The following is a 12,278-nucleotide window of genomic DNA, read 5'->3' as shown; positions in this document are numbered from 1 at the left end:
AACAAAATGTTTCAGACATGTGACAAGGGGCTTTAATAAAACGAAAAAGCTAACTTAGGTTGGATTCAAGCTGCAAGCGTTCAGCCAGCAATACTGCTTGGGTGCGGCTATAAACGCCGAGCTTTCTGAATATCGCGGTAATGTGTGCTTTTACGGTGGCTTCAGTGATATTAAGTTGGTAGGCAATTTGCTTGTTGAGCAAACCTTCGTGTAACAAATACAGCACGCGGTATTGTTGTGGGGTTAAATCGGCCACTTTTTTGGCGAGCTCTTGGTCCTCATCCGTCAAGTTGTCTAAGCGCCCGCGCACTTCTTCAGGCACCCAGGTGTCGCCCTGCAAAATCACATCAATCGCCTCTGCAATTTTAGCTGACGGCAGTGACTTTGGAATAAAACCCAAGGCACCGAAACCAATGCATTTCGCTACAACAGCAGGGTCTTCTGAGCCAGAAATAATCGCAACAGGTAACAGGGGGAAGTCTTCGCGGATACGAATCAAACCATACAAATCGCCACTGCCTGGCATGTGCAAGTCAAGCAGCAGCAAATCAAGATCGTCATCGTCATTTAAAGCAGCCAAAGTCGCATCAAGATCACCGGCCTCGCGTAATTCCAGTTCGGGATAATGATTCGCGAGTGCGCCTTGCAGCGCCTCGCGAAACAACGGGTGATCATCAGCGATTAGAAATTTGGCCATGCTCTACTTGTTTAAGCGGTTCTCTATTAACGAATCTACCACAGACGGATCCGCAAGCGTAGAAGTATCACCTAAGTTTTCAAACTCATTCGCGGCTATCTTGCGCAAAATACGGCGCATGATTTTACCCGAACGTGTTTTCGGTAAATCGGCTGTCCAATGAATGAAGTCCGGTGTGGCAATTGGGCTTAACTCTTTACGCACCCAGTCGCGCACTTCTTTGGTTAGCTCGTCGGTAATTTCGGTGCCGGCCATTGCTGACACATACACGTAAATACCCTGGCCCTTCACGTCATGCGGATAACCCACCACCGCAGCTTCAGAAATCTTCGCATGCTCAACCAGCACCGATTCAATTTCGGCGGTGCCTAAGCGGTGACCCGAAACGTTCAACACGTCATCCACACGGCCTGTAATCCAGTAGAAACCGTCTTCATCCCGACGCGCACCGTCACCGGTGAAATACATTTTTTTGTATGCAGAGAAGTACGTTTGCTCAAAGCGCTCATGGTCGCCCCATAAGGTACGCATTTGGCCTGGCCACGAATCTTTCAGCACCAGGTTGCCGTCAACGGCGCCTTCAAGCTCATTGCCATCGGCATCCACCAAGGCTGGCTGCACCCCAAAGAATGGTCGCGTTGCTGAACCCGGTTTCAAGTCCGTTGCACCCGGCAACGGCGTAATCATGATGCCGCCCGTTTCGGTTTGCCACCAGGTATCGACAATTGGGCAACGGCTCTCGCCAATCACCTTGTAGTACCATTCCCACGCTTCTGGGTTGATCGGTTCGCCAACGGAACCCAGCGTGCGCAATGACTTACGGGTAGATGTTTCTGCCGCAGCCGTGCCTTTTGACATCAACGCACGAATGGCAGTTGGTGCCGTATAGAGAATGTTCACGCTGTGTTTGTCGACCACTTCACCAATACGGCCGACACCCGGATAGGTTGGCAACCCTTCAAAAATCAAGGTGGTCGCGCCGTTCGCCAACGGCCCGTAAACAATGTAGCTGTGCCCGGTAATCCAACCCACATCGGCGGCACACCAGTACACATCGTCTTCGTGGTAATCAAATACCAGTTCGTGCGTCATCGACGCATACACCATGTAGCCACCGGTAGTGTGTAACACGCCCTTCGGCTTACCCGTTGAACCTGAGGTATACAGAATGAATAATGGGTCTTCGGCGTTCATCACTTCAGGCTGACACTCAGCTGGCACGTCTTTGACCAATTGGTCCCACGCCACATCGCGGTTGTTATCCCACTCAGTTTCTTCATGGATAACTTTCGCCACTACCACATGCTCAACCGACGGACAACGCCCGCCACGCAACGCTTCATCAACATTCGCTTTCAGTGGCGTGGTTTTGCCACCACGACGACCACCGTCTGCAGTCACGATAACTTTTACACCGCAATCATTCACGCGGTCGGCAATTGCATTCGGCGAAAAGCCACCAAAAATAACGGTATGTACGGCACCAATACGCGCACAAGCCAACATCGCGTAAGCCGCTTCCGGCACCATCGGCATATAAATCGCAACCCGGTCGCCCTTTTGCACACCGAGCTTCTTCAAACCATTTGCAAACCGCGACACTTCATGGTGCAGCTGCTTGTAACTAATCTCTTCGCTTACGCTTGGGTCATCGCCTTCCCAAATAATCGCAGTTTTATCGCCGCGCTCCGCCAAATGGCGATCAACGCAGTTGTAGCACGCATTCAAGGTGCCATCTTCAAACCATTTGATACTCACATTACCCGGCGCAAAACTGGTGTTCTTCACCTTACTAAACGGGCTAAACCAGCTGATGCGCTGGCCATGCTCACGCCAAAAACCTTCCGGGTCTTTCACGCTCTGCGCATACATCGCTAAATACTTGTCATTATCAATATGCGCCCGCGCTTTCGCATCCGCCGGCACTTTATAAACTTCATGATGCATAGAACCTCCTATTGAACTGCTAGTTCGATATTAGCTATTGGATATTAGCAAAACCCGAAAAACTGCTCTTCTTTCTCTAATATCTAATAGCTAATAGCTAATATCGCTCTTGTTTTTCATGCTTATACCTTCAGTTATTGCGCGCGATCAAGCCATTAGACCATAGTCTAGATTGATAATTAGCGCGTCATGTTAAAAGCTTAACACCATGGTTATTCGTTAATCGTTATTGGTTATTCGTAGCAAAAACCAAAGAGCGAAGAAGCTTTTCGAATAACGACTAACGATTAACGAACAACGTCTTACAAAACAGGAGCACAGCAATGTTGCAGAAAACTCTAACCAAATCGCTAGTTGCCAGTGCAGTTCTTGCCAGCTTGGCAGGCGGCTTAGCCACGAATGCACATGCCGCAGAAGGGCCAGAATGGTCGTTCAGCGGTTACGTTAAACTCGACGCCATGATCTCTGACTACGGTGACGGCTCGGCCGGTTCTGGTACCGACAAGAACATCGGTCGTCAGTTCTATATACCTAGCTTAACGCCGGTTGGCGGTCAAGGCGACGACCAAGTCACTGACTTCCATGCACGCCAGTCTCGCTTCTTTTTCGACGTAAAACAACAGCTTGAAAACGGCGAAGACATTAGCGGTCGCATCGAAATTGACTTCTTAACGGTACCAAGTGGTGACGAACGTATCACCAACTCGTACGCGCCGCGTTTACGCCAAGCCTATTTAACCTACAAAAACTGGATGATTGGCCAAGCGTGGTCAAACTTCCAAGACTTGAGCATCTTGCCTGAATCAGTCGACTTCGTTGGTGCAACCGACGGTATGGTGTTTATGCGCCAGCCGCAAGTACGCTACAGCAGCGGCGCGTGGAGCTTCTCAATCGAAAACCCAGAAACCACTGTGAGCTTGGTTGATCCGGTTAGCGGCGGCGTATCGCGTGCAGCCACTGGCGAAGGCATCATGCCTGACTTTACCGCCAAGTATAAAGGCGCAAGCGGCAATTTGAGCTACAGCGTAGCAGGCTTAGTGCGCCAACTGGCTTATGACATTGACAGTGACGGCAGCGACGAAACCGCAACCGGTTACGGCGTTACCTTAGGCGGTAAATTCGCCTTTGATAACGGCAATGACATTCGTGCGTCGTTCACCGCAGGTTCAGGTATCGGCCGCTACTTGGGCTTAAACACCTTTAACGGTGCTTACGTTGACCAAAACAACAGCCTTGAAACGCTGGACGTGATGGGTGTGACGTTCGCTTACCGTCACAACTGGACCGACAAAACCCGTTCTAACATCGTGTACAGCCGCGGCTGGGCCGACAATACCGATAACTTAGAAGGCTCATTGGCCACTGAATTCACCCAACGCATCGGCTTCAACGTGATGCACTCGGTGGATAAAAAGCTAACCTTCGGTGGCGAATTGTCGCTGGCACAGCGTGAAAACGAATCCGATCAAGAAGGTGATTTAACGCGCCTGCAGTTCATGGCGATGTACAGCTTCTAACTGCAAGTACGATATTAACCATTAGATATTAGAAAGGCACCGCGAGGTGCCTTTTTGTTTTGCGAATATCTAATATCGAACGGCTAATATCGCTTATTGTTCAACGTTAGAAACTATAACGGAAACCAAGATTTGCCGTCATACCCTTCCCTTTCACACTATAGCCAGAGCCATAACGCAGTGCTTGCGAGCGAGCCGGAAAATAGTCGTTGTTCAGAAGGTTTTCAACGCCAGCAAAGAAGTTCCAATTGTGCCACGTATAATCGGCCGACATATTCAGCAGATTATAGCTACGTATAGGGCCTTGATCGCCTGTATAGAAGCCTTCTGCGTTCGGTTCAAAACGATCACGATTAAATACATGAAGCCAATAGAGGCTCACGTTCAAATTTTCCGTGCCTTGATAACGCAGTGCCGTACTTAATTTAGGCGCGCTAATTTGGCGAGCTCCGAGGTAAATATCATTCGCCGTATCTTTACCTTCGGTATAACCATAGGCCGCATTAATGCGCCACGCATCGTTCAGACGATAATCCACAGTCGCCTCAAAACCCCAAATTTTCTGCGGAGCACGAACTGGACGGTAGATACCTGTCGCAGGGTCAAACTTACTGCCTGTACCAAGTTCTGATGTGCTTCTGAACAAAGCCAAGCTGTAGTAAAGATCGTCATACTCACTGCTTAAACCTATTTCGTAATTTTTGACAATTGACGCTTCACCTTCAATTAATGAAAGATCGCTTACCGTTGCGGTTCGTAGCAACAAACCCAAGTCTGGAATTTCATAACCTTCAGAATAGCTAATGTATGGTGAAACACCATTGTCAGCACGGTAACGCAAACCCACATTAAAAGTGTTCGCCGCGTAATCCATTTCGCCCCCACTCACAGCCATTTCAGTTGAGCAAGTTTGTGCATCGCGACAGAGTTTCAGCGTTGTGTAATCGTCAACGGCAACGTTAATATCTTCGCGTCGAACACCTGCTTTCACAGTCCAGTCATACCCCAAGTCCCATTTGGTTTGCAAAAATAATGCGCTGGACTGCATATCCATTTCCGGAACCCATATACGTCCATCCAGCAACGGCTGAGAGGTAACATCTTCCAGTAAATCAACGCCATAAATAAACGTTGTTGGAATTCCTGCTAGGTCAAACCGGCTCGTAAACACTGAACGTAAACCAGCCTTTTCGGACAAAATAGCAGATTGGCCACCGCTATATCCTTCATCGGGATTCGACAACGAAGGTGACCAAAAAAATACGTTATCAATTTTTTGCTTATAGATATCAACCGTCCAAGCTGTATTGCTAAATAGCTCAACATCACTGTATTTCAGCATAAGGTTGTAGTTACCCTCGGGACCCTGCGGCGCACCGAGTTTTATTTCACCTTCCGGAAGCGGTTCTGCATACGTTTTTTCACCCAAATCAATATTCCCGGGTACATCACGGTAATTCGCATTTTGGTCCGAATCGTAATAATTGTACGTGAATTGGAAAGCCTGTTCTGGATTGAGGTCATAGCTTAATTTTAAAAACGCGTCGCGCTGTTTACTGTCTGACAACCCGTACTGCAAACCTAAAATATCACCCTCGGCATCGCGTTGTACGCCGTAATTCTCTTGCGATACTTTGACCACATATCCCAGCGCATCTGACTTCCCGCTGGCACTGAGTACTGAGCGGTAGCCAAGGCTATCTTGCGTCTTAACTAAGCTAGTGTTGACGGATTGAGTGAACGAAACTTCAGCGTCGCCTGGTTTCGGTTGTTTGGTAATGTAGTTGATAACACCACCAGCGGCCCCATTGCCCCACACCGACGTTGCACCGTTGAGCACTTCAATGCGTTCGATTGCTGCAGGGTCTAATGTTCGCACGCCTAAAGAACCGTTACGTAATGGTGTATCCTGCGGCACACCATCAATCATAATAAGCATGTTGCGACCGCGTAATGTCTGGCCAAAATTACTCGTGCTACCGGTATTTGGTGACATTCCTGGTACCACGAACGACAAGATAGCTTGCAGCTCAGAACTTACATGCAAGTTTTCTTGAATTGTTGCTTGGTCTATCACGGTAATACTGGCGGGTACTTCATCAAAGTTTTCAACAATTCGGCTGCCGGTTACTGTGATGCGTTCTAAGCCCTCATTTTCGGTTGACTGCGCATAGCTGTTGAAAGAGAGCGTTGCCACGATCACGGCCGTGGCAATTCGGTTTACTGAGAAGTTCATTGCGAGATCACTTTTATTGTTTTAGACGGAGCCTGATCATAACCAAACTAAATCTAAATGACAATAATTCGCATTCACAAATACTAAACCATCGGTTTGGTGATCTTGCCGTGGTTGCCGGCGCGATTAAAGATACTGGTGATTCGTGCTGAGCGCACAATCAACCAGGTCATGCCGAACAGGCCGAGGCCGAGTGCTAACGCAAGCCAGCGGTTATACACGGTAGACGAGTAAATGCCGCCGTTACCCACGGGCACAGGCTCAACCGGCGCAATGGGTAAGCCGTAGCGATTCGCCAAGTTCTTGATGCCAATAAAATGGATGCCAGGAATCTCTTCTTGTAAGAAATAACCCATCACGGTGTCCACCGCAAAAGCCCGGGCCGGGGCATCTTTTTGTAAGCCTGATTTGAACATATCATCAATGCCTGGCGGGCCAACAATGGTTGCGCCACCACCTACGTTCACAAAAGCTTTGTAGCTGCGGTCCGCTGAATACTCGCGGAATATCGCAATTCTGTCCGCCACAGCTTCTTGATAGTTCGCAGGCTCAATCATTTTTAAATCAGCGCGCTCAATGGAATTACGCAGTGACGCGATGCCCTCTTCCGAAATACCAATACCGCGGTCTTCAATACCACCCAACGAGGCATAAATCGGTTTTAGCGACAACACGCCAGCGTCACGCAAAGCGCGCTCCATGTCTAACCAACTGAAGCCGGGCACGTTCGCACCCCACTGCGACGACGACGCCGAAGCAATAATCACCGCATCGGCTTCCAGCGCTTCCAGAGCCGAATACACCGCTAAGTTCATGGCTGGGAACGAGCCAGAAATGGTCACCGCAACCAAATCGCCGCGGCCAACACCGGCATCGGCCATGAGTTTCACCGCCACCGCAGCCCAGTTCGGGTTCACCGTGGTTTGCTTCGACTCGCGGCCACCTTGGTTGGTGGTAATAATTGAATTTTCTAAGCCCACCAAGCCAGAACGCTGTGGGTCAAATTCGGGATTAATCGGCGCCATTTGCGCACGCATTGGTTGCAGCACATCCATGCCATCGCGCATAATTTTTGCCGCATTCACCATGGTGGCATAGTTGTCATCCACCACTGGGTCACGCTGCCGTAAATTTTCGGCCAACACCATGGCGAGTAACGCCAAAGCAATCAAAAATACCTGGCCCCATAAAGGTACACCTGATGAGCGCCAATAAATCTTCGTAAATTTACTCATACCACTATCTACTCCTGTTGGCGTGACTTACCAGCCCGGCATTTCAAACGCGCGGCTTGCTTCGTACATGTGCAGTGACTCTGGCATGATCACAATCAACGCCAAACGCACCAGCACCGCGGTAACCGCTAACCCACACAAGGTTTGCAGCACCCCTTGGCGCTCAAACCAAATGGCAATTAAGCCCGGAATAATGTAGCCAATAATGCTGCTTTCCATTACCGACATCATAAAGTTCGACTCCAACGCCTGTACTTGCGCTTGTGCCTCGTCCGCGCCCGCTATCATTTGCAAATCGGTCCAGTTCACTAAGTTACCCACAAACAAATCGAACAAGCCCGCGATAATGTAGCCGGTTAAAATCATGATGATGGTTTGGCGACGGCCATACACAATCACGAAACTGGACACAATTTTCACAATCAGATAGGTCACAAACGCGGCCACTAAGGTCAGCGTCAAGCTTAACGGATCCGTCAGTTGCAGCGCCACATAACCGGGTACCACCAAACCACCGGCCGCCAGCCCCAGGGTTTGGGTCAGTAACAGCGTAAAAAACAGCCCGATGCCAATGGCGACGGCCAATATATTGAGCGCTATCATACGTCTTCCTCTTCAATTGCGCGGTTTTGGAAAAAGCGAGCGACTTCTTCGCCTCCGCCATGAATATTGCACATGCCAACAATCAGCGCGTTACCTTGTGACTGTTCCAGCAGTACTTCTGTGATTTCGGTCATGTGGGCACCTTCCATAACAAGCAAGGTGTCTGGGTCCAGGCCATATTTCATCGCCTCACGCACAAAGATAAAGGTGCCAGAGCCCATCAAAATAACCTTGCTGCCGGGAGTCCATTGCGCCACCGCTTCCGCCATTTGTTGCGAGCGGTGCGGGCGATCGGCGCGGCAATTAATCAGCATGATGGAACGGCGACCCTCACCATGCTTTTTCAGCATGGTTTCCCATATGCGCCCCGTAGATTCAGGGTCGTTCGCAGCAAAGGCATTCACAAACACCAATTCGCGCTCAAAGTAGCGCACGTGCAGCACCTGCATGGCGCCCGCTTCCGGCTCCAGGGTCAGCATGCCTTGCAAGGCATCTTCACGGCTCACACCCAAAAATTCGCATACGTTCAACGCCAAGGCGATATTCTCGGCATGCTCGGCGTACTTGAATTGGCTTAATACGGTATCGGGAATCGCGGCAACTTCGTCTTCAGTTACGCCGTGCAGCTTGCTGCGGCGGTCTTGGCATGACGCCTGAAACACATCCAGCAAATCACGTTCAGCGGTAAATAGGTCGCCGCGCACCGGCGTGCTGCCGGCTAATGCCAATGCCACATCGCGCTCCCCCGGCCCCATCACATCCAAATGGTCGGCGCGGGCATTGGTAATCACTCCCACGGTGGAGCGCACCATGCGCAATTCACTTAAGCTTTGGTAGTGCGGTTGCAGCGCCATGCACTCCACCACCACTATTTCAGGCTTTAACGTGGCCATGCGTTTGAGCATGCGCATCTGTTCAATGATGTTGGCACCGCTGATGCGGTAGATAGGAAACTCACGGCCTTCGGGGTCGGTCATCGCTGCCGCTGAGCCGGTGGTTTTGGCACACACACGCTTGCCACCGCCGCGCAGGCCAGCAGCAATAAGTCGGGTAACACTGGTTTTTCCGCGGGTGCCGTTCACATGCACGCGTACAGGAATAGCACGCAACAGCAGCTTGTGGCGTAAAGCTTCGAAGGCGCCACCGGCCACTAACAGCAGCCACAGCAACACCACAATGCTTAACAATAAGGGAAATGACATCTTGGCGACCTTTAGATTGTTAATTACATGCGTAAGTGTATGTAATTAATAGTTCAAAAGATCGCCATTAACAAAGGATTTACGCAATCGCTCACATAAACAGGGTTTAAATAAAACCGCTACAGCTCGCCGAGTGGAACAGCGCGGCCAAAATAAAAACCTTGCATGTAATTACAGCCTAATTCAGTGACAAACTCAGCTTGTTGCGCAGTCTCGACCCCTTCGGCCACAACCGCAAAGTTTAAGCTTTGTGCAATCTTGATCACCGAGCCAATCAACACCCTATCTGAGCGATGCGTGCGAATGCCAGCAATGAAGCTGCGGTCAATTTTTACTTTATCCACCGGCAAGCGCTTCAAATAGCTCAGTGACGAGAAGCCAGTACCAAAGTCATCCAACGAAATGCTGATTTTCTTATCGCGCAGGTTCTGCAGAACCTCAACCGCATAGTCCGTATTTTCCATCAAGATGCTTTCAGTAAGTTCCAGCTCAAGCCATTCCGGATTACAGCCTGTTTCTTCCAGCGTTTGCTCCAAAAACGGTGTAAATTCGCTCCTATTAAAATGTAGTGTCGACAGGTTCACCGCAACTTTGCACGGCCCATGCTTTTGCAAAGTAACCGCAGCTTCGCAAGCGCGGCGGAATACCCACTCGCTTAACGGGATAATCTGACCGGTCATTTCTGCCAATGGAATAAATTCGGTTGGCGAGATAAACCGGCCCGGCTCGCGCTCCCACCGCAATAATGCTTCGTAGCCAACCGTGGCACCGTCGTTACAGCGCACTATCGGTTGGTAATGCAGCGTCAGTTGGTTCTTCTCAATGGCCTCTTGCAAGCTAGAGCGCATCGCCGCCGATGACTTGAACTGCAGGCTCATGCTGTCCTGATAAATCTGCACGTGATTGTGGCCCTGACGTTTCGCTTGATGCATGGCCATATCGGCGCGCTGAATCAATTCCAGTGGCGCATATTGATCTTCCGTTTGATGCGCCACACCAATACTGGCTGTCAGGTAAATCTTGTGGTGCATAATGCGGTACGGCTGCGCCACGGCACTCAATATCTTGCTGGTGATTTCCGCCAGGCCTTCTTCATCGTCCTGCATTTTCTGCATCACAATTAAGAACTCGTCGCCACCGAAACGGGCCAACATGCCGCGCTTGCCAATAATGTTGGTTAAGCGCTGCGCCAGTACCTGAAGTAAGCGGTCACCCACTTGCAAGCCCAAGCTGTCATTAATCAGCGTAAAGCCATCCAGATCAATAAACATGGCGGTTAAGTCACGCTGTTTATGGAAACGGTCAGCAATCATGTGCTCAATGGTGGTGCGGTTATACAACCCCGTTAACGCATCGTGTTCAGCCTGGAAGCGCAATTGCCGCCCCTGCACCACCAACTCGCGGTTACGTTCAATGGTTAGCGCCATAAACAGCACAATGGCGATACCCGCCAAGGTAACCAGAATCTGCAAATTGGCGCGCGCCTGCATTTCTTGCAAGTCATACATGTACGAATAAATGGGTGTGCCTGTGGTGAACTCAGTTTCCAGTGAGCTCTCGTACAAAAACAGCGCATGATTGTGCAGGTAGTCCAACGTTGGGGTGGTCACCCAATGCCCGTGTTGATCAAGCAACATGCCATTCGATATTGCGGTGTAGGTATAAATAGGCGAACGGTATGTCAGGGTTTGGTTGCTGAGCATTTGCGGCACATTCATAACCGCCAGAATGCCCCAGTAACCTTTCTCGTAATTGTCGTCTTTGAAGTCTATCGGAATATGAATATAAACGCGGGCGCCATCTTCGGTTTTTGAGCGCGACGCAACCAGCATTTGTACGTGTTCTTTACGCAACGGATCAAACTGCTGCTGCACATAAGCATCGTTTTGGTACATTTCTTTATACGAGGTGTCGCGGTCGCGCGAACGTTCCCACATAAGCTCGGTGCCGCGCCGCAAAATAATACTTTCTAAGAAATCGACATCACGCAAAAACGCGTTCATGTCCAATTCCATTAAACTGTTGTGAATGCTATCGGGGTAGTTTTCCCAGCGTTCAGCTAGGCGCTTCAAGGTGCTCACATGCTCGTTGCCCGCCGCACGACGCGCAATATTCAGGTTAACCGCCGCCTCTTCGCCCCGGTCACGCAGCTCGTTCATTTCATTATGAAACAGCACCACACCAATCGTGGTAGAAACCAACAAGCCCACCAAAGCAATGGTCGTGGTTAACATACTCACGCACGGCAGTTCTTGCTCGCTGGCGGTACTAAGGTTCCACAGCGCGATGAGTGTGATTAACACCAAAGCCCCGGCAACCAAGCTACCGGACGGGTGACGTGCCAGCAGTGGCGTTTCGATGACAAAATGCATCAACAGCACTACCGCCAGCGCCAGTGCTGCAACGCCAGCAATAATGCGTTGCGCACGAATGGCCCAATGCGACCGTAAACGCAGCGACATCCACAAACCAGCCAAGCCGCTTGTAATGTATAGGCTTGGATGAATTTGCGCATCAAAACTATCAAACAAGTTGCCAACCAAACCGTCGGCTGAAGCGATAATAGCAAGAACCGCGAACACCCGCGAAACGCCGGGTTTCCACTCGCGTTGGCTATTTAAATCGTAAGTTAATAAGGCGATGCCGTTAGCACACGCAGCAATTAATAAGGAAGAGCTTAACGAATGGTAAACTTGCAGTTGGGTCGGTTCAAATAATCGATACAGCAGAATAACAAAAGCTGCGATAAATAATGCTGCCCCAAGCACCAAATTCACCACAGCTTTGGCTTGTTGATCCACCTGAATTATGCGCATGCCCCCGCCCCAATCTTTTATAATT

General features: G+C 50.0%; 8 protein-coding genes. 1 reads left to right on the top strand and 7 read right to left on the bottom strand.

Going from position 1 to position 12,278, the window contains the following annotated elements:
• Positions 1–49 precede the first annotated feature (49 nt).
• A complete protein-coding gene (locus tag ACN0UN_RS04170; RefSeq protein ID WP_417658853.1) occupies positions 50–697 on the bottom strand; it encodes a response regulator transcription factor in 648 nt (215 codons plus the stop codon).
• 3 nt (positions 698–700) lie between these two features.
• Entirely contained in the window at positions 701–2,644 is a 1,944-nt protein-coding gene (acs, locus tag ACN0UN_RS04165) for an acetate--CoA ligase (protein ID WP_417658852.1), read from the bottom strand.
• A gap of 323 nt (positions 2,645–2,967) precedes the next feature.
• On the opposite strand from acs, the gene ACN0UN_RS04160 reads away from it, so the two are divergent.
• Positions 2,968–4,161 carry a DcaP family trimeric outer membrane transporter gene (locus tag ACN0UN_RS04160; protein WP_417658851.1) on the top strand — a complete coding sequence of 398 codons (1,194 nt, stop codon included), beginning with the start codon at positions 2,968–2,970 and terminating at the stop codon, positions 4,159–4,161.
• 106 nt (positions 4,162–4,267) lie between these two features.
• Here ACN0UN_RS04160 and ACN0UN_RS04155 read toward each other — a convergent pair whose 3' ends face one another.
• The 5 genes from ACN0UN_RS04155 to ACN0UN_RS04135 all read right to left on the bottom strand — a co-directional run bounded on the left by ACN0UN_RS04155 (position 4,268) and on the right by ACN0UN_RS04135 (position 12,253).
• The gene (locus tag ACN0UN_RS04155) at positions 4,268–6,397 is read right to left on the bottom strand and encodes a TonB-dependent receptor (RefSeq protein ID WP_417658850.1); all 2,130 of its coding nucleotides are present in this window, start codon (positions 6,395–6,397) and stop codon (positions 4,268–4,270) included.
• Between the two features lie 83 nt (positions 6,398–6,480).
• Entirely contained in the window at positions 6,481–7,632 is a 1,152-nt protein-coding gene (pgsW, locus tag ACN0UN_RS04150; protein ID WP_417658849.1) for a poly-gamma-glutamate system protein, read from the bottom strand.
• A 27-nt stretch (positions 7,633–7,659) separates the two neighbouring features.
• Entirely contained in the window at positions 7,660–8,235 is a 576-nt protein-coding gene (gene pgsC / locus ACN0UN_RS04145; protein ID WP_417658848.1) for a poly-gamma-glutamate biosynthesis protein PgsC, read from the bottom strand.
• Entirely contained in the window at positions 8,232–9,437 is a 1,206-nt protein-coding gene (pgsB, locus tag ACN0UN_RS04140; RefSeq protein ID WP_417658847.1) for a poly-gamma-glutamate synthase PgsB, read from the bottom strand. The genes pgsC and pgsB overlap by 4 nt, the downstream gene beginning before the upstream one ends.
• Before the next feature lie 119 nt (positions 9,438–9,556).
• The gene (locus ACN0UN_RS04135) at positions 9,557–12,253 is read right to left on the bottom strand and encodes a putative bifunctional diguanylate cyclase/phosphodiesterase (protein ID WP_417658846.1); all 2,697 of its coding nucleotides are present in this window, start codon (positions 12,251–12,253) and stop codon (positions 9,557–9,559) included.
• Positions 12,254–12,278 lie beyond the last annotated feature (25 nt).

The sequence above is a fragment of the Pseudidiomarina sp. genome (genome assembly GCF_048267825.1).
Taxonomy (GTDB): domain Bacteria; phylum Pseudomonadota; class Gammaproteobacteria; order Enterobacterales; family Alteromonadaceae; genus Pseudidiomarina.
Note: the sequence above shows the minus strand (reverse complement) of the source record. Positions and strands in the feature narration are given on the sequence as shown.

What these genes read in the sequence shown, in the direction of transcription:
- ACN0UN_RS04170 (WP_417658853.1), bottom strand. Translation starts at nt 697, where the DNA reads ATGGCCAAATTTCTAATCGCTGATGATCACCCGTTGTTTCGCGAGGCG.
- acs (WP_417658852.1), bottom strand. Translation starts at nt 2,644, where the DNA reads ATGCATCATGAAGTTTATAAAGTGCCGGCGGATGCGAAAGCGCGGGCG.
- ACN0UN_RS04135 (WP_417658846.1), bottom strand. Translation starts at nt 12,253, where the DNA reads ATGCGCATAATTCAGGTGGATCAACAAGCCAAAGCTGTGGTGAATTTG.
- pgsB (WP_417658847.1), bottom strand. Translation starts at nt 9,437, where the DNA reads ATGTCATTTCCCTTATTGTTAAGCATTGTGGTGTTGCTGTGGCTGCTG.
- pgsW (WP_417658849.1), bottom strand. Translation starts at nt 7,632, where the DNA reads ATGAGTAAATTTACGAAGATTTATTGGCGCTCATCAGGTGTACCTTTA.
- ACN0UN_RS04155 (WP_417658850.1), bottom strand. Translation starts at nt 6,397, where the DNA reads ATGAACTTCTCAGTAAACCGAATTGCCACGGCCGTGATCGTGGCAACG.
- ACN0UN_RS04160 (WP_417658851.1), top strand. Translation starts at nt 2,968, where the DNA reads ATGTTGCAGAAAACTCTAACCAAATCGCTAGTTGCCAGTGCAGTTCTT.
- pgsC (WP_417658848.1), bottom strand. Translation starts at nt 8,235, where the DNA reads ATGATAGCGCTCAATATATTGGCCGTCGCCATTGGCATCGGGCTGTTT.